Consider the following 20,734-nt stretch of genomic DNA (forward strand, 5'->3'; position numbering starts at 1 on the left):
CGCCGACCCCCACCCCGATCCGCTTTGCGGATCGACCCTCCCCACAAGGGGGAGGGTAAAAAAGTCACTCCGCCACCACCAATTTATCCTGCGTCTTCGTCTCGAAATCGCTGGCGTCGTGGCGCTCGTGCAGTTGCATGGCGGGGTCGCCGAAGGCGCGGTTGACCATGCGGCCGCGTTGCACGGTCGGGCGGGCGTCGATCGCCTTGGCCCAGCGTTGTACGTGCTCGTAGTCCTGCACCGACAGGAATTCGGCGGAATCATTGTACATGCGGCCGAGCGCAAGGCCGCCATACCAGGGCCATACCGCCATGTCGGCGATCGAATAGAAGGCGCCGCCAAGATATTCGGTCTCGGCCAGCCGCCGGTCGAGCACGTCGAGCTGGCGCTTGGTCTCCATGGCGAAGCGGTCGATGGCGTATTCGAACTTTTCCGGCGCATAGGCGTAGAAATGGCCGAAGCCGCCGCCGAGATAGGGCGCCGAGCCCATCTGCCAGAACAGCCACGACAAGGTTTCCGCGCGCGCCGGCTGTTCGGTCGGCAGGAATTCGCCGAACTTTTCCGCGAGATAAAGCAGGATCGAACCGGACTCGAAGACGCGGACAGGCGTCTTGCCGCTGCGGTCGAGCAGCGCCGGGATCTTGGAGTTGGGATTGACCTCGACAAAGCCCGAGCCGAACTGGTCGCCATCGTTGATGCGGATCAGCCAGGCGTCGTATTCGGCGCCCTTGTGGCCGAGCGCCAGAAGCTCCTCCAGCATGACAGTCACTTTGACCCCATTCGGCGTCGCCAGCGAATAGAGCTGCAGCGGATGCTTGCCGACCGGCAGCACCTTGTCATGCGTCGGACCGGCAATAGGCCGGTTGATGCTGGCGAACGTACCGCCATTGGCTTTCTTCCAGCTCCAGACTTTCGGCGGGGTGTATTCGGTCATGCGGGAAATTCCTTGGGTTTGGCGGGCGAAACGACTTGCGCGACGGCGCGAGACTGATGGCGGAAAAGTCGGCGGAACCTAGATACGGGAACACATAGGTGCAATTCAGAAAGGTTCAACTTGTGTTGAACTATTATCGATGTCGGCGCCGCCCCTCATCGCCCTGCCGGGCACTTCTCCCCGTATAGTGACGGGGAGAAGGACGCTGTCGCCTACTGATTTCCCCAATTGCCAGCGTTGCCAAGAGCGCCGATGTTGCGGCCATCTCCCTTCTCCCCGTCACTATACGGGGAGAAGGTGCCGGCAGGCGGATGAGGGGCAGCGCCAGCCTCTGAAATGATTGCCTTGTTGCCTAAGCCCTTGCGCCCTGTGCAGCGCGGCATACCTATAGAGGATACTGCCCACGCATATCTGCCAGGATGAAAGCATGCCCGTCGATCCCGTTTCCCCGCTCTTGCGCTCCGTCGTTGGCGTGCGCGCCATGGTTCCCGACGATGCCTTCACGGCCAATGCCCTGGGCACGCGCCGGGAAGGCAGCGGCGTCGTCATCCGCGGCGACGGGCTGGTGCTCACCATAGGCTATCTCATCACCGAGGCCGAGGAGGTCTGGCTGACCGACCAGGACGGCCGCGTCGTGCCGGCGCATGCGCTGGCCTATGACCAGGAGACAGGCTTCGGCCTGGTGCAGGCGCTGGCGCCGCTCGGCCTGCCGGCGGTGGCGCTGGGTGACGCCTCGAAGGCCAAGATCGGCGACCCCGTGGTGTTTGCCGACGGCACCGGCCGCTCGGTCAAGGCACACATCGTCACCAAGCAGGAATTCGCCGGCTATTGGGAATATCTGCTCGACGAGGCGATCTTCATTGCCCCGGCGCATCCGTCCTGGGGCGGCGCGGCGCTCATCGGCCAGGATGGCAGCCTGCTCGGCATCGGTTCGCTGCTTTTGCAGATGAGCCGCAACGGCGAGGTCGCCGACATCAACATGGTCGTGCCGATCAACCTTCTGACCCCGATCCTCGACGATCTGCTGACGCGCGGCCAGGTGGCGAAGCCGCCACGCCCATGGCTCGGCGCCTTCTCGGCCGAGTCGAACGGCGCGGTCGTGGTGATGAGCGTCGCCGAAGGCGGCCCCGCCGCCAAGGCCGGCCTGCGCCAGGGCGACATCATCTCCGACGTGCGCGATGGCGAGGTCGACGGGCTCGCCGATTTCTACCGCAAGCTATGGCAGAATCCGGCGGGTTCGGAGATTCCTCTCAGGGTCGTACGCGGCGGCCGCGAAACCTGGCTCAGGGTAAAATCCGCCGACCGCAACAGTTTCTTGAAGAAACCGCATCTGCAGTGAAAGCCAATCTCCCCCCAAGTGGGGGAGATGCCCGGCAGGGCAGAGGGGGGCGCGAAGGATCGCGACCTCTCGATCTATTTTCTGACAAGAATCGCGGGATAAACGTGGCTGACACTGGCCGGTGCGTTGGCGGGACAGCGGCCCCCTCTGGCCTGCCGGCCATCTCCCTCCACGAGGGAGAGATTGGCTGCCCCCTCAATCCCCGCATACCCTAAAAGGCGTCCCCGTGTCCCACTCCGCGAAGGGCACGACCTGGCCTTCGACAGACACGATACTGTTCACCTTGCTGTCATCATCCTGCGTCTGCATACTTTTGCCCTTGCCGGTCAGCACGTCGTAGTCGCAGCTGCTGTAGACGACAACGGACTGGTATTTGTAATGGTCATAGGCAACGCCGGCGACGACGAAGGCTTCGTTGCGCCAGGCGATGGTCAGCGTCATGTCGGTCCGCTCGCCGGGGCCGATCAGCCCCGGCAGATAGATCTTGATCGAGCCGTTGGGCAGCAAGGTCAACTCCGGTTCGATGCCGGAACCCTCATAATGCGGCTGGTCGTAGTCGTTCCATTCGCCGTAGACCTGCTCATGCACGACGCCGGCGGGTTTCAGAAAATTGTACTTTTTGTCCCTCAGGAAGAAATGCATGTCCATGGTATCGTCTTCGGGCTCGGTCTCGACGATCATCGCCAGATCGGCGGCGCCGTCGCCATTGAAGTCGCCGGTCAGCGCGGTGATGATCTTCTGGGTTTCGATGGGTTCGGCGAGCGCCGAGGCCGGCAGCAGAAGGATGAGGCCGAGTAACATCGCTCGCATGGCATTTCCCCCGAATTGCAGTCTGCCTTGCCCGGCTGACCAGCAGGAAACTGCCACGGGCGTCGGCTGCGGCGCAAGCCAGCGCGGAATACGTTAGGGATTATCGACGCCGCTGACGGAAACTGGCATCGACAGCCGATACAGCCGGCCCGGCAACAACGAGGTGATGATGGCGCCGTTCAAGGTCGATCCCGACAAGGTTCATGAATTCCCCGATCCCGACAGTTTTTACGCCTGGCTGCGCGAGAATCATGCCGGCGAGAGCGAGGTCTGGATCAAGGTCCACAAGGTCGGCTCCGGGCTGGCCTCGATCACGCCGAAGCAGGCCATCGACGTGGCGCTGTGCTTCGGCTGGATCGACGCCATACGCAAGCCGCTCGACGACAAGAGCTTTCTGCAGCGCTACACGCAGCGCGGCAAGAAGAGCATCTGGAGCAAGATCAACATCGACAATGTCGCCCGCCTGGTCGAGGAGGGCCGCATGACCGAACACGGGCTGAAACAGGTCGAGGCGGCCAAGGCCGACGGCCGCTGGGACCGCGCCTATGCCTCAGGCAAGGACATGAAGATCCCTGACGATCTGCAGGCCGCCATCGACGCCGAGCCGAAGGCGAAGGAGATGCTGGCAAAGCTTTCCGCCCAGAACCGGTTCGCGCTGGCGTTTCGAACGCACAACATGAAGACGGAGGCGGGGCGCAGGAAGAAGATCGAGGCTTTCGTCGCGATGCTGAAGCGCGGCGAGACGATCTATCCGCAGAAGCGGTGAGGCGACGGCAAGCGGCTGCCATGATGCGCGCAGCTAAAAACCCGCTTGTGAGGTTCTGGCCTCGCTTGCCCGGACATAACATATTGTTTTTACGGTATTTTCCACTCGTCGTGCGGGTGATAGCTGCGATAGTGGAAAAAAGTAACAACATATTGTTAATTAAGAGTTTTCCACTATGTTAACTTGATCCTGGCTTGAGAGTGGAAAACGATGCTGAGAGAGTTGACCGGCGAGCAGCGGCGCCAACTCATAGATACGCAACAGGTCTACGAGGCCTGGCAGCATGCTGATGACCAGCGCCAAAGGCGCTTTGCAGGCAGCATGCGCTGGGTTGAGCGCAGCGGTGCTGAATACCTGCTGCGGAAGGTCCGGCAGGTCGAGAATTCACTCGGGCCGAAAAGCAGCCAGACGGAGAAGGCGTTCGCTGCGTTTTCCGAGGGCAGGGTGCAGAACAAGGATCTGCTGGCAGGTCTGGCCGATCGCCTGAACGGCCTGGCGAAAGTCAATGTGGCAATGGGGTTGGGCAGGGTACCGGCCATCGCCGCACGGATATTGCGGCGGTGCGCCGAAACAGACCTGCTGGGCAAGCAGTTGCTGGTTGTCGGCACGAATGCGCTGTTCGCTTACGAGGCTCTGGCGGGCGTCCAGATCACCAGCGGTCTCACGGCAACCGGCGACATCGACCTGCTCTTCGATTCGCGACGTCGCATCAGCTTCGTGACCGGCGAGAGGGTAAGCCAGTCCGGCCTGATAGGCGTGTTGCGTAAAGTGGACAGGTCCTTCAAGCCGCTCCAGCCCCGGGCCTTCAGGGCAGCGAACCGTGATGGCTATCTGGTCGACCTGATCCGTCCGCAGGCAAGACATGTCCTCAACGACAACGCCACTACCTCGATTACACAGCATGCCGACGATCTCGACAGCGCACCCATGGAGGGGCTGCAATGGCTCATCAACGCCCCGAAGGTGGAGGCTGTGGCGATCGATGAGCGTGGCTATCCCGTAAGCATGCCGACGGTCGACCCTCGAATGTTCGCTCTGCACAAGGCTTGGCTGGCCACGCTGCCTGATCGGTCTGCGGTCAAGGCAATGAGAGATCGTGAACAGGCGGAAGCGGCTGCACGCATTGCCACCGCCTATCTTGCGCTTCCGCTGGACAGCGAACATCTCAAAAGGCCTCCGGCGGCATTGCGAGACGCCGCGGCCGCAACGCTGTCCCTTCCTGGCCCGAGCGGCTTTTCCGAAGACCTTCCAATTGAGCCGGACTGGTAGCGCCCACACGCCATGCTACGAAAATAGCATTCTCCCCTTGCGAAATGTGATGCTACGGTTCCCGGCGCACCCAGGGCGGAGGGGTTGCCAAGAGGAGAAGTGGCGGGCGCTGGCCCGGATTTCAGCGAGAACCGGACGGAGCTGTTGAACCATTGCAAGGCCGCCGCGTTTTCCAGCGTCGGCCACAAGGGAGGAACCACCTGTGAAAGCATCCTATCTCGTCTCAGCCGCGCTGCTTGCGGCGACTGCGATGCCGGCGGCGGCCGGCGAAATTTCCGACGGCAAGGTCAAGATCGGCATCCTCAACGACCAGTCGGGCGTCTATGCCGATTTCGGCGGCAAATGGTCGGTCGAGGCCGCCAGGATGGCGGTCGAGGATTTTGGCGGCAAGGTGCAGGGCGCGCCAATCGAGATCGTCAACGCCGATCACCAGAACAAGCCCGACATTGCCTCCAACATTGCGCGCCAGTGGTACGACACCGAGCAGGTCGACGCGATCATGGAACTGACGACATCCTCGGTGGCGCTCGCCGTCCAGGGGTTGTCCAAGGAAAAGAAGAAGATCGACATCGTTACCGGAGCGGCATCGGCCGACCTGACCGGCAAGCAATGCTCGCCCTACGGTTTCCACTGGGCTTACGATACCCACTCGCAGGCGGTCGGCACCGGCGGCGCGCTTGTGCAGCAGGGCGGCGACAGCTGGTATTTCATCACCGTCGACTATGCCTTCGGCTATTCGCTGAAGGAGCAGACCTCAAAGGTTGTTGAGGCAAGCGGCGGCAAAGTGCTGGGCGAGGTGCGTTACCCCTTGGGATCGACGGATTATTCCTCCTTCCTGCTGCAGGCGCAGTCCTCCGGCGCCAAGGTTATCGGCCTTGCCAATGCCGGCCTCGACACCTCCAATACCATCAAGCAGGCGGCCGAGTTCGGCATCGTCGCCGGCGGCCAGCGGCTGGCAGCACTTCTGTTCACGCTTGCCGAGGTGCACGGCCTTGGACTGCAGGCGGCGCAGGGCGTGGTGCTCACCGAAGGGTTTTACTGGGACCGCGACGACAAGAGCCGCGACTTCGCCGGGCGCTTCTTCAAGCGCACCAACCGCACGCCCAACATGATCCAGGCCGGCACCTATTCGGCGGTGCTGCAATATCTCAAGGCCATCGACAAGGCCGGCACCGACGAGACCGAGGCGGTCGCCAAGCAACTCCATGAAATGCCCGTCGACGACATCATCAACGCCAACGGCAAGGTACAGGCCGACGGCTCGATGGTGCACGACATGTATCTCTACCAGGTCAAGAAGCCCGAGGAGTCGAAGAAGGACTGGGATTACTACACCTACCTTGCGACCATTCCGGGCGACAAGGCCTTCATCAAGGCTGAAGACAGCGGCTGCCCGCTCGTCACCAAGTGACACTGGCGCAAGCCGTGGCCGTCCAGCCGGACGGTGCCGAAATCAAGCCGCGGGTGGTGCTCTCCGCCCGCGGCCTGCGGCGCGACTTTGCCGGTTTCGTCGCCGTCAACAATGTCGACCTCGACGTCCATCACGGCCAGATCCATGCGCTGATCGGGCCGAACGGCGCCGGCAAGACGACAATCTTCAACCTCTTGACCAAGTTCCTGCAGCCGAGCAGCGGCAGGATCGAACTGTTGGGCAACGACATCACCCGCACCGCGCCGGCCAGGGTGGCGCGCATGGGTCTCGTCCGCTCGTTCCAGATATCGGCGATCTTTCCGCATCNCGTCGCCTTGCAGCGGCCGAGCGGGCTCGGCTTCCAGTTCTGGCGCTCGCTGGCCGCGCTTGACCAACTGACTCCACGGGCGCGCGAACTGCTTGCCGTCGTCGGTCTCGACGATGTCGCGCATCGTCCGGCCGGCGATCTCTCCTATGGCCGAAAGCGCGTGCTCGAGATCGCCACCACGCTGGCGCTCGACCCGAAAGTGCTGCTGCTCGACGAGCCGATGGCCGGCATGGGGCACGAGGATGTCGGCGTCATTTCCGGCATCATCCGCTCGCTGGCAACGGACCGCGCCGTGCTGATGGTCGAGCACAATCTCACCGTCGTCGCCGACCTCTGCGACTGGATCACCGTCATGCAGCGCGGCCAGGTGCTCGCCGCCGGCGACTACGCGACGGTGAGCAACGATGAGCGCGTCAGGGTCGCCTACATGGGGACCGAGCAGGGGGACCGAGCATGAGTGAGCCGCTGCTTGCCGTGCGCGATCTCCATGCCTGGTATGGCGAGGGCCATGCGCTGCATGGCGTCAACCTCGACGTTTTTCGCGGTGAGACCGTGACGCTGCTCGGCCGCAACGGCGTCGGCAAGACCACAACGCTGCGCGCCATCATGGGGCTGGTCCGCAAGCGCAGCGGCAGCGTCGCCTTCGATGGCAGCGACCTGATGCGCCTGCCGCTGCATCGTGTTGCCCATCGCGGCATCGGCTTCGTGCCGGAGGAACGCGGCATCTTCGCCACGCTCACCGTCGACGAGAACCTGATCCTGCCGCCGGTGGTGGCCAAGGGCGGCATGAGCGTCGACGAGATCTTCGATCTCTTTCCCAACCTCAAGGAGCGCCGCAACAGCCCCGGCACCAAACTCTCCGGCGGCGAACAGCAGATGCTGGCCATCGCCCGCATCCTGCGGACGGGCGTGCAGATGCTGCTGCTCGACGAGCCGACCGAGGGCCTGGCGCCGGTCATCGTCCAGCGCATCGGCGAACTGCTGGCGACCTTGAAAAAGCGCGGCATGACCATCCTGCTCGTCGAGCAGAATTTCCGCTTCGCCGCCCGCATCGCCGACCGCTTCTACCTGATGGAGCACGGCAAGGTGGTGGAGGGTTTTGCCGTAAGCGAGCTTGCCGCTCACACGCAACAGCTGCACGAGGTGTTGGGGGTATGATGACGACAGCCCACGGCAGTACCCCCAACCCGCTGCTGCGCAGCGACCCTCCCCATAAGGGGGAGGGTGGAGGGCCACCGCCCTACCTCCCCCTTGTGGGGAGGTCGGACCGAAGGTCCGGGTGGGGGTACGTGCCGCACAGACGCATCCCCCTTGCAACACCATCGGTGACGCCATGACCATGATCTTCGGCATCCCCGTCCAGGCCTTGCTCGGCCAGATGCTGGTCGGTCTGATCAACGGCTCCTTCTACGCCATGCTGAGCCTCGGCCTGGCCGTCATCTTCGGCCTGCTGCGGATCATCAATTTCGCCCATGGCGCACTCTATATGCTCGGCGCCTTCATCGGTTACCTGCTGCTCGTCCATCTCGGCATCGGCTACTGGCCGGCGCTGCTCCTGGTGCCGCTCATCGTCGGCGTCTTCGGCATGGCGGTCGAGCGCGTGGCGCTGTCGCGGCTCTACCGCCTGGATCCGCTCTACGGGCTGCTGTTCACCTTCGGACTGGCGCTGGTCATCGAAGGCGTGTTCCGTTTCTACTACGGTGTGTCAGGCAACCCATATGCCGTTCCGGCGCAGCTTGCCGGCGGCACCAATCTCGGCTTCATGTTCCTGCCCAACTATCGCGGCTGGGTGGTGGTGGCCTCGCTCATTATCTGCATCGGCACCTGGCTCCTGATCGAAAAGACCAGGCTCGGCTCCTATCTGCGCGCCGCGACCGAGAATCCGGAGCTGGTGCAGGCCTTCGGCGTCAACGTGCCGCTGCTGCTGACGCTCACCTATGGGCTCGGCGCGGCGCTCGCCGGCCTTGCCGGTATTCTCGCCGCGCCCGTCTACCAGGTCAGTCCGCTGATGGGCTCCGATATCATCATCGTCGTCTTTGCCGTCGTCGTGGTCGGCGGCATGGGTTCGATCCTCGGGGCCATCGTCACCGGCTATATGCTCGGCCTCGCCGAGGGCCTGACCAAGGTGTTCTATCCCGAGGCGTCGAACCTCGTCGTCTTCGTCATCATGGCGATCGTGCTGCTCCTGCGCCCCGCCGGCCTGTTCGGAAGGGACGCCTGAGATGAGCGAGGCAGCCCTTCACGACCAGCGCACCGCCGCCTCCGTGCGGCTTAAGCGGGTATTGCTGGCATTGGCCATACTGGCGCTGATAGCCGCGCCCTTCTTCGTCTATCCGATCTTCCTGATGAAGATGCTGTGCTTCGCGCTGTTTGCCTGCGCCTTCAACCTGCTGCTCGGCTACACTGGGCTGCTGTCGTTCGGCCACGCCACCTTCTACGGCGCCGCCGCCTATTTCTGCGCCTACGCCGTCAAGGCATGGGGCTGGCCGCCCGAGGCCGGCATCCTGCTCGGCACCGCCGGCGCGGCCGTGCTCGGCCTGGTCATGGGCTTCCTCGCCATCCGCCGGCAAGGCATCTATTTCTCGATGATCACGCTGGCGCTGGCGCAGATGTTTTATTTCTTCTGCGTCCAGGCGCCGTTCACCGAAGGCGAGGACGGCATACAGGGCGTGCCGCGCGGGCATCTGTTCGGCATCGTCGATCTCAACGTCACGCTCAACATGTATTTCGTCGTGCTTGCCGTCTTCCTCATCGGCGTCTTCGCCGTCTGGCGCATCGTCAACTCGCCGTTCGGCATGATCCTGCGTTCGATCCGCGAGAACGAGAACCGCGCCATCTCGCTGGGCTATTCGGTCGGCCGCTACAAGCTCGCCGCCTTCGTCATGTCGGCAGCCCTTGCCGGGCTTGCCGGCGCGACCAAGGCGATCGTCTTCCAGTTCGCGACGCTGACCGACGTCACCTGGCAGATGTCGGGCGAGGTGATCCTGATGACGCTGCTCGGCGGCATTGGCACCATGGTCGGTCCTGTCGTCGGCGCCGGCCTCGTCGTCGGGCTGGAAAACACGCTCGCCACCTCCGGCTTCCCGGTGACCATCGCCACCGGCCTGATCTTCATGATCTGCGTGCTGGTCTTTCGCCGCGGCATCGTCGGCGAGATTTACGCGCGCTGGCTGGCGCCGGCCAACGGCGAGGCGGGCCGCGATCAATAGGTGATGGTCACCACCACCGTGTCGGTGTAGACGCCGGCCGAGGGCGTCGTCTGCGGCGGCACGCGGCCGTAGACGATGAGCGGTTGCGCCAAGCCGGTTCCGGTGCCGGCCACCGTGCTTCCCGGCGTTCCGGCGTCACCCCAGGGCTGCGAGCGCGCGGCGTCCTTGTAGAGGCCGTAGGTCACCCGCTCAGCCCCCTTTGACATCTTTCGGTTGGTCGGCGTGCCGCCTGTCGTGCCGCCATTCAGGGAAACCGTATAGGCGGTCGACGGCGTGCAGGTGACCGAGACCTGGCCGGTGGCATCGGCATTGGCGTCGAGCACGCCCTTGGAGCCGAAATCGATGTTCTGGGTGGCGACCAGGCAGTTTGCCGCGACCGTGGCGTTGATGGTGAAGGTCGGACTGGCGCCCAAGTTGCCCGCGCCGGTGTTGCAGCTGCTGCTCAACAGGGTTGTCCGGGAGCGGAACTCGAGTTGCCCGCCCGAAAATGTCGACAGATAAGTGCCCGGCGGAACGGTCGCCTGGCCGCCGGGAACCCGGCCATAGAGCGTCAGGGTGTCGATTGAGTTGCCGAAGAGATTGGGGCTCAGCAGCAGCGGTGGCGGGCGCGAGGCATAGGCCCAGTTATAGGTGCCCCAGACAACGCTCATTGCGGGGTCCGAATAGAGTTGATAGTTGAGGCTGTTGACGCCGCTCGCCATCTGCCGGGCCGCCGCCGAGGTTGCACCGCCGGTGCCGGCGGCAATATGCGGACAGACCAGGACGGGCAGCAGCAATGGCAAACTGCCGCTGCAAGTCGCGGTGAAGGTGGCTGTCGATGTCGCCGCGGTGCCCGACAGCGTGTCGATGAGGCCGAAATTCAAACTGGTGACGGTGTAACTGCAGCTCTGCGCCCGGGCGAGCGACGGGAGCAGCACCAGCAGCAGGGCGATGATTACGGCGCGCAGCATTTTTCCTCCAGCTCTCATTGGCACACCACGTTCCCGATCACCACTTGCCGGCCGCGCGCCGCCTCGAAGGGAAACTCTGCCCGGCATGAACCGCCGTCAGCGCGCTCGACCTGCACTGAATTCTGCTTGCCGAGGCCCTTGATGTAGGCCTGCCCGTCATAGCCGACGACAAAGTCTTCAGTGCCGCCATCGACGCGTCCCGAGAGTCCGGCTTCGAGTGGCGTTCCGCTCGAGTCGACCAGCGTCACCAGCGCGGCCTGCGCCGCCTCAGACACGCCGAACTTCAGCACGACGCCGTTGCGGTCGGCTGGGACGACGGTCTCCTTGGTAGCCGGGACATCCGCGTCGACTGGTAGATTCTTCGGGTCGATGGAGACCGTGTTCAGCTCATAAGAGTTGAGCCCGGTGACCAGGATGCGGCCTTTGCTGTCGGTCCTGCCTACCGGCCGGTTCTGATGCAAGACCTCGACATCAGGCGTGCCGACATCGACGACGGCAAAGGCATCGTCGATGCGGTTGGTGGCGAACACCCCGCCGCCTGCGACCGCAATGGCGCCGTCCATCTGGCCGGTCACGCGAAAGTCCTTGTCGAATTGCTGGGCGCCGGCCTCGAAACGCGCAAACGGCGCGCGGTAGCTGACCGCTGCCGAACGATTGGGTACCTCGCCCTCCGAGGTGCGCAGCCGCCAGCCGATGCTGCCGTCCTCGGCCCGCTCCGATTTGGCGAGGTCGGCAGTGACATTGAGGCCGTCAGGGCCTTGCTCGACGCCTGTCGACGCCGAGATCTCGTCGTTGAACGGGATCGAAATCCCGGCGAACACGCCATAGCTGCTGTCGTCGTCGAGATCGGCGAAGGCGGTGGCATAGAGCGTGCTGCGCTTGAAGATCGCCTGGCTGTAGGACAGGCCGACGATCTGGCTGCTTTCGCCCTCGGCGCTCTTCAAATGCGTATAGGACAGGTTGAGGCTGGAGAAATCGATCGGCATCGGCACGCTGAGTGTCACCTGGTCGACCGCGCGCGGCACGCCGGCGCTGAAACGGGTGAAGTCGTCGGGGTCGAGAACCGGCTCCGCCGTCACCGAGGCGATGTCTTCATAGCCGCCAAAGGCCCGCTGCATGTGGGCGTTGATCGCCCAGCCGTCATAGCCGAATTCGACACTGGCATCGACCAGCGAGCCGGTGCGCCGGTCATGATGGCTGCCGGCGACCGCCAGCGAAGCTGCGCCATATGCCCCGAGCGGGAAGGCAGCACCTATGCCGCCATTGATCAGATCGGCGCCGCCCTCGGCATGGGCTTCCAATGTCAGCCGGTCGGTCACGCCGTAACGCGCGCTGGCGACCCCCATGACGCGGCCGTCATAATCGTCGGAGGAGATGCCGAAATTGCGCCGCGCCATCCCTGCCTCGACGGAAAAGTCGAGCAGTCCCTGGCGCAGCAGCATGCTGGAGGCATAGAACGGCAAGGTGGCGGTGGTCTCGCGCCCCAGGCTGTCGCGCAGCACCACCTGCGCCTGTCCGGCGCCGGTGAACACCGGCAAATTGGTGACCTGGAATGGCCCGGGCTGGATGTCGCCGGAATAGGTACGCACGTTTTGCGTATAGACCTCGAGCGTCGACGGCACCGCCGCCGTGCCGCCGAAGGACGGCAGCGGCAGCGTCACCAGGTCCGATCGCAGGTGGAAGTTGCGTTGCGCCTGGACGCCGCCGAGATAGACCGGCCGCGTCCACGACAAGCCGCCGGAGACGAAGTCGCCGGCGCGGTAGGTCATCAGCCGGTCGGGGTCGGAATAGCTCCAGGTCGTGTTGAGCCGCGTAAAGCCGCCCAGCTTGCCATCGGAATGGCCGGCGATGAACGACTGGCTGAGCGTGCCATAAGGGCTGAACACGCGCGCATCGAAGCCGCCGGAAACGCCTTGGAACAGCTCGACGTCCTTGTCGAACAATGTGTTGGAGCTGGCAAACAGCGAATAGTTGAGAACCGCGCCCAAGCCCGATTGCGGCGCCGGCCGGTCCTGCAAGCGCAAGCCGAGATCGACCATGCGCGCCTCGCGGCTGTCATTGGCGGCGGTGACGTAGAGGCGCTGCGCCGCTTCGTCGATCTGAAACGACACATCCGCCAGATGGTCGAGCCTGACCAGGCCGTCGGTGTCGACAGCGCCCTGCGGCGGCTTCAGCCCGAGCTCCTTCAGCTCTTGCGGCGTCGATGCCAGGCCGCCATCCGGCATCTGGGTGAAGCTGCCGATCAGTTTGGTCGAGACGTCGTTGATGAACACCTCTAGATAAAGGCTGCGGCCGGCTTGCTGGCCAGGGTCTTCAGGGTTCGTCACGGCCGGCAATTCTTGCGCGTTCACCGCCGAGAAAGGTGTGAAAATCGCGAGCGCGACGACTAGCGCGATCCTACTTGCCCTTGACGGCAACGTTGGCATCGAAGGGTCCAAGATCGCTCTGTGCCTTCAAAAGCACGGAGCCCGCTGACAGTGATTTGCCGCTGCCGATCGGCCACTGCATGGTCGCGCCGCCCAGGACATAACCGACGAGCCCGTTTCGGTTGCCGAGCTTTTTGCCGTTCTGGGTCAGGGATAGGTTGGACAAGCGGAGACGACTTTCACCGGTATTGCTGGCTGTCAGCACAAGACTGCCGCCCTTGCGCGAAACACTCCAGGCGACTGCCGGCGCGGCGGCATCGGCGTCGCGGAAAAACACCGGGACCGAATAGCGCAGCGCGAGCGCGACCGTACCGGCCTTCTTGCGCGACGGGTCGGGTAACTCGTCGACGATGACGCGGTAGCTTTCCTCGGCCCGCACCGGCGCCTTGCTGACGCGCACGACGCGAACCACGTATTGGGCATTGGGTCCGAGTTTGGTCGATGGCGGGCTGGCGACGACGTCCGTAGTCGGCGTCAGCTGCTCGATCCCGCCAGCCTGGCTCCAGGCGAAGACGCGTATCTGCACATTGATCGGCCGCTTGGGGTCATCGTTGCTGAGGTTGAGAACCGCCGAGGCGTCGGGCGAGATCAGCTCGAGACCTGTCGGCGCCACCCTGAGCGAAGCGGCTTGTGAGAGACCGGCGCACAGCAACAGAACAGCCGTGGCTCCGATGCATGAAAGCATGGATCGCATGATCGTCCTCGTGTTGGTATCGATTGTCAGTACGTTATGGTGATCGCAACGGTGTCGGTGTAGAGGCCCGCCGCCGGTGTCGTCTGCGGTGGAACACGCCCGTAGACCGTCAGCGGCTGAATGGCGCCGTTGCCGGTTCCGCCGACCGTGTCGGTGGGGATCGTGGTGCCCCAAAGCTGCGTCCGGGTGCTTTCCCTGTAGATGGTGTAGTCGATCGTCGCCGACGCCGGCCCGGTCATCTTGCGAACAGCAACAGTTGCGCCCGCGCCCGCTCCGGCGCTCAGACCAACATTGTAGGACTTGCCGGTCGTGCATTGCACGTTGATGGTGCTGGTCTGGTCGACATTCGCATCAATGACACCGTGCGAGCCGAAATCGAGATCGCTCGCCGTCTGCACCTTGCATTCGTCGGTAATCGTGATGCGGACATTCATGCTGCCCGTCGCGGTCGCGGCGATCGCGGGCAGGATGGGAAGCAGCGACGCTCCCGCCAGCAGCGCATATTTCAGCAATCTCATGCGTGTTTCCTCCGTCGGGCAGACCGTTCCTCGCAACACAGTCTTGACCCGGATTTCACTCCTACAGCTCCTCCGTTGCATGCTTCGCAAGACATCAACGATACAGTAATGTCAGAAGCGAACTGTGCAATGATTATTACAACTTAGATTCGGATTACGACAGCGAATAACTTCGGTATGTATCGGATAATTTTGGTTAATATTTGGTTAACAGAGATGAAATGGACATTTTTCCGAAATGAAAGTTCGTCTGTCGAAAATTTATTTTGCTTCTCGTGCCGAAAAGGCGAAAATATCTGGCAAATCATCTTGATTTTGTAGAGTCTCACCTGTCGTCCTTTATTATCGATATTTCGCGGCGTGCACCGGCGCCAAGCGGCCATCGCCATAGCCGCGCCGGTAGCTGTTCGCGCCTGTCCAAGCCTTGCGGTCGTGCTGACAGGGCCGCATTCGCCAAAACCGTGTTCCGCCCGGCCCAAGCATGGCCGTCCCGGCTGAGATAAATCCACCGCCGTCGGATCGCGGCGAAACACATGCGAATCGTTCTTGCCACGCTGGCCCGGATTTCCTTCGGCGGCGCATCGGCCGGACGGGAGATGCGCCTGTTGTCCCTTGGAGCCATGATCCACGGCCGGCAGCCGCGCGGACCGGCTGCCAGACGTCAGAAAAGGAAGAACGATGAAGAAGACCTATGAAAAGCCACAGCTCGAAAAGCGCCAGAAGCTGTCGCGTGTGACCGCTGTCGCAGGCCCATCAGTGGCCAGTGAGAGCTGACGCCGTCGACCGGCATCGAGCCACCAGCGGACAAGGAGAGCAGTCATGGATCAGCATGCGAACCCGTCACCCGGCTTCAGGCGCAATCCGGGCAAGGTGATCACCGTCGAGCCCTTCAACGGGCGTGTCGTCGTGTTTGCAAACGGCACCATCATCGCTTCCTCGGCAAAAGCCAAAATGGTGACCGAGCCGCCCCATCCCTTCTCCTTCTACATCCCGTTCGAGGACATCGACTTCCGCAAGCTCAGGAAGACGGAGCGGTCGACGCTGTGCCCCTACAAGGGCGACTCCAGCTACTGGAACGTGCTGCCGGCGGGCGAAACCGGTAACGACGCGATGTGGGCCTATGAGCAGCCCTTCGACGAGATGGCCGAGATTCGCGCCCACGGCGCCTTCTATCCCGACCGGGTCGCCATCGACGCCACGCCGCGCTAGCGCGTCATGCCTGTCGCCCAAAAGTGCCCAGCGTTTTTGGAGCCGACGACAGGCATGAACAGAGGAATTTTTCAGATCAGCCAAAGCTGTCCTCACCCGGGGGCGCAGCGGTTTTGCGGCAACGGCATGCCGAAACAAAGACAAAATGTCATGGACGAAAAGCAGAGAGCCATTCTCGACGAAATCCCGCGCCTGCGCCGCTATGCGCGCTCGCTGCTGCGCGACCGCGATTCCGCCGACGATCTCGTCCAGGACTGCCTGGTGCGGGCGCTGCTGCGGCTGGACAACTGGCAGACGGGAGAGAGCCCGCGAAAATGGCTGTTCACGATCATGCATCATCTGTTCATCGACCAGATGCGCAAGGTGAACCGGCGAGGCGAGGCCTCGATGCTGCCGCTGGAGGCCGGCGAGGCGCAAGCCTCTCCCGCCGACCAGCTGGAGAACGTCGCCGCGCGCGAGATCATCGACGCGCTGCAGGCGATCAGCCCGGACCGCCGTGCCGCGCTGACCATGGTCGCCATCGAGGGCTTCTCCTATGCCGAGGCCGCCGAGATGCTCGGCGTTCCGGCCGGCACGCTGATGTCGCGCATCGCGCGCGGCCGTGAGGAACTGCGCGGCCTGCTCGAGGACAATGCGCGCCGCCGCGCGATAAGGATCGTCGAGCCAGGCCCGGCCAGGGCGGTTCCAATCAGGGCGCCAATGGCATGACGAGCCCAATCGCATGATGACGCCTTACGGCATGGTCCACGATTGCAGGCCTTGTCCGCACTGTGGGCGCGGCGCACCCGGTAACGGTTTCTTCTCTGCTTGCGTGCATAGTGGCGGCGACGGAGTGAGCGAAACCAGGGCATGGCTGAAGAGAAAATACGCAACGGCGAATTCTGGGCGCTTGCGCTCGAACGCGCTCATCTCGGCGTATGGGACTGGGATATTTTGAGCGGCGACTGTTTCTATTCGCCGACCTGGTCGCACATGCTGGGTTATGAGGATGGCGAGCTTGCCAACAGCGACGACCTCTGGCTGAAGCTGACGCATCCCGACGACCGCCAGCGGGCGCTGGCCAGCGGCGAGCGGCACATTTCCGGCCTGACCGCCTCGATCGAGACCGAGCTGCGCCTCAAGCACAAGGACGGCCACTGGATCTGGGTGCTGGACCGCGGCGGCATTGTCGAGCGTGACGAGACGGGCAAGCCGGTCAGGCTGATGGGCGTGCAGACCGACATCAGCCGGCAGAAAGAGGCGGAAGCCGAACTCGAGCGGGTCAATGTGCGCTTTCGCCTGGCGCTGGCGGCCAGCGGCACCGGCATCTGGCATCACGACATCGACGCCAACAAGAGCTATTGGGACGCCCGCACCAGGGTGATATTCGGCCTGGTCGCCGACACCGACGAGGTGGCTGCCGACCTTTGGCATTCCTATCTGCATCCCGACGACAAGGATGCCGCAGAGCGCGCCCATCTGGCGCCGCTTTCGACCGACGGCGTCGTCGCCGCGCAATACCGCATCGTCAGGCGCGACGGCGAAATCCGCCATGTCGAATCGCTGATGCGCTTCATCGCGGCGCCCGAGACGGCGGGCCAGATTCTCGGCACCGTGCGCGACATCACCGAGGACAAGAAACGCGAGCGGGAACTCGCCTACGCCGCTCACCACGATGCGCTGACCGGCCTGTTGAACCGTGCCGCCTTCGACCGGCTGCTGGCCGTGCATATCGCCACCGAGCGGGCTTTGCCGCTGGCGGTGTTTTACGTCGATCTCGACTACTTCAAGGCGCTCAACGACTTTGCCGGCCACGCCGCCGGCGACCTGGCGCTGAAGGGCGTGGCCGCCGGTATTCTGGGCTGCCTGCCGGCATCGGCACGTGCCGCGCGCCTCGGCGGCGACGAGTTCGCGCTGCTGGTGCCCAATTGCCAATCGGCCAAGGCCGAGGCGCTGGCCGGCGCCATCCTTGCGGCGGTCCGTGACGCCGACCTCGGACTGCCGGCGACCTCGCGAAAGCTCGCGGCCAGCATCGGCATCGCCTTCGTCGAGGACACCACCACCACGGTTGCCGATGCGTTGGCCTGCGCCGACGACGCCTGCTATGCGGCCAAGGCGGCCGGGCGCAATCGCTTCGCGGTGTTTTCGGCCGATGCGGCGTCGGGCTCCGGCGGCCTCAACGCGGCGCGTGTCGCCGCCGACACGGTCGACGCCATGGATGACGGGCGGCTGAAACTGTTCGGCCAGGAAATCCATCTGCTCGGCCAGCCCTGGCAGGAGAGCCGCCATGTCGAGGTGCTGGCGCGGCTTGCCGGGCGCAATGGCAAGCTGATCCCGCCCAACGAATTCATTCCGGTCGCCGAGCGCTTCGGCATTGCCTCGCGGCTGGACCGCTGGATCATCAGGACAGCGCTTTCGCAGCATGGCAAGGCGATGCGGTCAGGCGCCATCATGCTCGGCTTCAATCTGTCGGCGCAGACGCTGAGCGATCCGCTGCTGTGGGATTTCGTCGACGCCGTCATCGCCGAGACCGGGGCGCCGCATTCCGGCATCGGCTTCGAGATCACCGAGACCGCGGCCGTCACCAATTTCGACGCCGCCGAGCAGTTCGTGCGCAAGGCGCGCGAGCGGCAATGCCGCGTCAGCCTCGACGATTTCGGCGCCGGCATGAGCTCGTTCGAATATTTGCGGCGCTTTCCGGTCGATCAGATCAAGATCGACGGCTCGTTCATCGAGAATATCGCGGAAAGCCGTTTCGACCGCGAGATCGTCTCGGCCATAGCGGGCATCGCCAAAAGTCTCGGCTGCGCGGTGGTGGCCGAAAAGATCGAACAGCAGGAAGCGCTCGACATTTTGCGCGGCATGGGCGTGGCCTATGGCCAGGGTTTTCTGCTGCACCGGCCGGAGCCGCTCGAGGCGATCGTCGCGCGGGCCGGCGAACAGTCACCGGCCAGCGGACAGTCGCCGGAAAAGCGCTTCGGCTGACGGTTTCTCATCGCCTCGGGCTCGCGCGACTTGTCCGGCTAACCGGCGTCGGCCTTTTCCTGCTTTCGCTGCGCCGCCTCCTTCTTGCGGCGCAACACCTCGTCGGTGCCGACAAGGTCCTTCGAGCCGCCGGAAATGGCGGTCGAGACGACGGCGGGCGGATCGCTGGCCGGAAAACTGTCTTCGAGGCCTGATTGCAACTGCTCCTCGAGCGTCTGCGGGTTCTCGGAGCGGCCTTCGGCGCGGCGCTCGCCAACGGCTTCGACATCGCTCTTGGTGTCGGGGTGAGCGCGGGCTTCCGATATCGTCGACACCACCAGCTCGATGGCGAACTCTTTCATCGCCTCGGCTTGCGGCCCATCGACATCAGAGTCTTCGATCAGGCGGATGAGCGACTTTTCCAGGGCGCCCAGTTCCTTGACGCCCTGACACCGCGCCAGACGCTTGGTGAGCCAACCGATCAGCGCCGGGGCAAAGGTCGAATAGGCAAGCCTGCGTGTGTCGTCGACCTGCTCGGGATGAAGCTTTTTCAAGGACATAGATGCCTCCAGTCAATCAGCCGTGCAGCTTCTGCCGCTGGCCCCTCCTTAGGAAACAGAGGGGAGGGCAAGAGGTTCCATACAGTCCTCGACAGGGTCGACGAGTTCAACTCCACAGCGACGCCATGGTCAGCGACGCTTCGAATATCTGCTCCCTGTTCTCGTTCAGCATCTTGACGGTGATCCGCCGGTGGTCGCCCTCCGGTATCTCGTCGCGCGCCACATCGTGCAATATGCGCAGCGCTTCGGCTCCCGCACGCTCCCGGCTGGGAAAAAGCTGCCCCTCTTCATCAATCTGGGTCTCGGCGTTGTACAAGTCGAAGTAGAACCGTTCCATGTGTGCAAGGATCCCTGCGTGAGAACGCTAAGGCGCATCGCGGTTGAAAGGACGCAGGCGACGCGCTTCAGGTCTGTGTTTTTATGCATGTCGTTGTCTCAAAATCGGGGCCATTTTTGAGCGACATGGATTAAATCCCAACCCGCACCCATGGTTCCATGCGACTGTGTCCTGAGCAGATTTCCTGCCAGGAGCCGTCGCCGTGCCGGCCGATTGCAACCGCACCCGATCTCCGGCGTTTGGCTAGGCCACCAATGTCCACGAAATCTCGGACTGGATCCTCGATGCTAGAACCGCTTTATCTCAACCTTGGCCAGCATGACGCTTTGTCCGAGCAGGAAAAGGGGCTGCTGGCCGCCGCCATGACCATCGAGATGGATTTTGCCACCGGTCAGGACATCGTTTCCGAGGGATCGAGGCCAGGCTACAGCACGCTCATCATCGAGGGTCTGGCGGCGCGCTACAAGGTGCTGGAGGATGGCGGCCGCCAGTTCACCTCGTTGCAGGTGCCCGGCGATTTTGTCGATTTGCACGCCTTCCTGCTCAAGACAATGGACCATGGCATTATAGCTTTGTCGCCATGCCGGGTGATCGCCGCCGACCACAGTCGGCTAAGGACGATCACCGAACAGGCGCCTCATCTGAGCCGCTTGCTGTGGCTGGACACGCTCGTCGATGGCGCCATTCACCGGGAATGGATCGTGGCCATGGGCCGGCGGTCCAAGACTTCGCATCTGGCGCATCTTGTGTGCGAGCTGTTCGTGCGGCTGCAGGTGGTCAAGCAGACCAACGGCATGAGTTTCCGGCTTCCTCTGTCGCAGGCGGAACTGGCCGATGTGCTTGGGCTTTCGGTGGTCCACATGAACCGGGTCATCGGCGCGTTGCGCAAGATCGGTGTGATCGGCTGGGCAAATTACATGGTGACCATTCTGGACTGGCAGCAGCTGGTGGAAATCGCCGAGTTCGACCCGACTTATCTCAGCATGAACCGCGAGCCGAGATAGGCTATCCGGCGTTCGCCATGACATCGC

19 protein-coding genes and 1 pseudogene are annotated in these 20,734 nt (G+C 63.5%); 12 read left to right on the top strand and 8 right to left on the bottom strand.

Features of this window, described 5'->3' with window-relative positions; all coding sequences use genetic code 11:
- Window positions 1-64 precede the first annotated feature (64 nt).
- Window positions 65-934, bottom strand: a complete 870-nt coding sequence (gene yghU, locus X756_RS147995) for a glutathione-dependent disulfide-bond oxidoreductase (protein ID WP_023730411.1) — start codon at window positions 932-934, stop codon at window positions 65-67.
- A 427-nt stretch (window positions 935-1,361) separates the two neighbouring features.
- Between yghU and X756_RS147990 the strand changes: the two genes are divergently transcribed.
- Window positions 1,362-2,273 carry a S1C family serine protease gene (locus tag X756_RS147990; protein WP_023730412.1) on the top strand — a complete coding sequence of 304 codons (912 nt, stop codon included), beginning with the start codon at window positions 1,362-1,364 and terminating at the stop codon, window positions 2,271-2,273.
- 195 nt (window positions 2,274-2,468) lie between these two features.
- Here the strand turns inward: X756_RS147990 and X756_RS147985 are convergent, their stop codons facing one another.
- A complete protein-coding gene (locus tag X756_RS147985; protein ID WP_023730413.1) occupies window positions 2,469-3,083 on the bottom strand; it encodes a hypothetical protein in 615 nt (204 codons plus the stop codon).
- 169 nt (window positions 3,084-3,252) lie between these two features.
- Between X756_RS147985 and X756_RS147980 the strand changes: the two genes are divergently transcribed.
- The 7 genes from X756_RS147980 (at window position 3,253) to X756_RS147950 (ending at window position 10,066) form a co-directional block, all read left to right on the top strand.
- The gene (locus X756_RS147980) at window positions 3,253-3,849 is read left to right on the top strand and encodes a YdeI/OmpD-associated family protein (RefSeq protein WP_023730414.1); all 597 of its coding nucleotides are present in this window, start codon (window positions 3,253-3,255) and stop codon (window positions 3,847-3,849) included.
- A gap of 210 nt (window positions 3,850-4,059) precedes the next feature.
- Complete coding sequence (locus tag X756_RS147975) at window positions 4,060-5,118, top strand: nucleotidyltransferase domain-containing protein (RefSeq protein ID WP_023730415.1); 1,059 nt, start codon at window positions 4,060-4,062, stop codon at window positions 5,116-5,118.
- A 202-nt stretch (window positions 5,119-5,320) separates the two neighbouring features.
- Window positions 5,321-6,529, top strand: coding sequence for an ABC transporter substrate-binding protein (locus X756_RS147970; protein WP_023730416.1), 1,209 nt, complete (start codon window positions 5,321-5,323; stop codon window positions 6,527-6,529).
- A 14-nt stretch (window positions 6,530-6,543) separates the two neighbouring features.
- Window positions 6,544-7,314 carry an ABC transporter ATP-binding protein gene (locus tag X756_RS147965; protein ID WP_031204810.1) on the top strand — a complete coding sequence of 257 codons (771 nt, stop codon included), beginning with the start codon at window positions 6,544-6,546 and terminating at the stop codon, window positions 7,312-7,314.
- Window positions 7,311-8,015, top strand: a complete 705-nt coding sequence (locus X756_RS147960; RefSeq protein WP_023671422.1) for an ABC transporter ATP-binding protein — start codon at window positions 7,311-7,313, stop codon at window positions 8,013-8,015. Before X756_RS147965 ends, X756_RS147960 begins: the two co-directional genes overlap by 4 nt.
- Window positions 8,016-8,190: 175 nt before the next feature.
- Window positions 8,191-9,078 carry a branched-chain amino acid ABC transporter permease gene (locus tag X756_RS147955; protein ID WP_023693757.1) on the top strand — a complete coding sequence of 296 codons (888 nt, stop codon included), beginning with the start codon at window positions 8,191-8,193 and terminating at the stop codon, window positions 9,076-9,078.
- 1 nt (window position 9,079) lies between these two features.
- The gene (locus X756_RS147950) at window positions 9,080-10,066 is read left to right on the top strand and encodes a branched-chain amino acid ABC transporter permease (RefSeq protein WP_023727091.1); all 987 of its coding nucleotides are present in this window, start codon (window positions 9,080-9,082) and stop codon (window positions 10,064-10,066) included.
- Here the strand turns inward: X756_RS147950 and X756_RS147945 are convergent.
- Genes X756_RS147945 through X756_RS147930 form a run of 4 tightly spaced genes read right to left on the bottom strand, consistent with a single transcriptional unit; the run spans window position 10,060 to window position 14,654 of the window.
- Window positions 10,060-11,016: a spore coat protein U domain-containing protein gene (locus tag X756_RS147945; RefSeq protein WP_023730418.1), complete on the bottom strand. Its 957-nt coding sequence runs from the start codon at window positions 11,014-11,016 to the stop codon at window positions 10,060-10,062. The genes X756_RS147950 and X756_RS147945 overlap by 7 nt on opposite strands.
- Before the next feature lie 14 nt (window positions 11,017-11,030).
- Window positions 11,031-13,442 (bottom strand): fimbria/pilus outer membrane usher protein, encoded by a 2,412-nt coding sequence (locus X756_RS147940; protein ID WP_023730419.1) that lies wholly within the window; start codon window positions 13,440-13,442, stop codon window positions 11,031-11,033.
- The gene (locus X756_RS147935; RefSeq protein WP_023730420.1) at window positions 13,414-14,136 is read right to left on the bottom strand and encodes a molecular chaperone; all 723 of its coding nucleotides are present in this window, start codon (window positions 14,134-14,136) and stop codon (window positions 13,414-13,416) included. The genes X756_RS147940 and X756_RS147935 overlap by 29 nt, the downstream gene beginning before the upstream one ends.
- Before the next feature lie 26 nt (window positions 14,137-14,162).
- Window positions 14,163-14,654 carry a spore coat U domain-containing protein gene (locus X756_RS147930; protein WP_023685937.1) on the bottom strand — a complete coding sequence of 164 codons (492 nt, stop codon included), beginning with the start codon at window positions 14,652-14,654 and terminating at the stop codon, window positions 14,163-14,165.
- An 819-nt stretch (window positions 14,655-15,473) separates the two neighbouring features.
- Between X756_RS147930 and X756_RS147925 the strand changes: the two genes are divergently transcribed.
- The 3 genes from X756_RS147925 to X756_RS147915 all read left to right on the top strand — a co-directional run bounded on the left by X756_RS147925 (window position 15,474) and on the right by X756_RS147915 (window position 18,827).
- Window positions 15,474-15,863: a DUF427 domain-containing protein gene (locus tag X756_RS147925; RefSeq protein WP_023697761.1), complete on the top strand. Its 390-nt coding sequence runs from the start codon at window positions 15,474-15,476 to the stop codon at window positions 15,861-15,863.
- Between the two features lie 150 nt (window positions 15,864-16,013).
- The gene (locus tag X756_RS147920) at window positions 16,014-16,571 is read left to right on the top strand and encodes an RNA polymerase sigma factor (RefSeq protein ID WP_023697760.1); all 558 of its coding nucleotides are present in this window, start codon (window positions 16,014-16,016) and stop codon (window positions 16,569-16,571) included.
- 141 nt (window positions 16,572-16,712) lie between these two features.
- Window positions 16,713-18,827, top strand: a complete 2,115-nt coding sequence (locus X756_RS147915; protein WP_023730421.1) for an EAL domain-containing protein — start codon at window positions 16,713-16,715, stop codon at window positions 18,825-18,827.
- Window positions 18,828-18,961: 134 nt separating this feature from the next.
- Here X756_RS147915 and X756_RS147910 read toward each other — a convergent pair.
- Window positions 18,962-19,366 (bottom strand): annotated as a pseudogene (locus tag X756_RS147910) (hypothetical protein); the annotation flags it as partial.
- A 106-nt stretch (window positions 19,367-19,472) separates the two neighbouring features.
- Window positions 19,473-19,703, bottom strand: coding sequence for a hypothetical protein (locus X756_RS147905; RefSeq protein ID WP_023671435.1), 231 nt, complete (start codon window positions 19,701-19,703; stop codon window positions 19,473-19,475).
- A 284-nt stretch (window positions 19,704-19,987) separates the two neighbouring features.
- Here X756_RS147905 and X756_RS147900 point away from each other — a divergent pair, with 284 nt between their 5' ends.
- Window positions 19,988-20,707, top strand: a complete 720-nt coding sequence (locus tag X756_RS147900) for a Crp/Fnr family transcriptional regulator (protein WP_023671436.1) — start codon at window positions 19,988-19,990, stop codon at window positions 20,705-20,707.
- Window positions 20,708-20,734 lie beyond the last annotated feature (27 nt).

The sequence above is a fragment of the Mesorhizobium sp. LNJC405B00 genome (genome assembly GCF_000502615.1).
GTDB lineage: Bacteria > Pseudomonadota > Alphaproteobacteria > Rhizobiales > Rhizobiaceae > Mesorhizobium.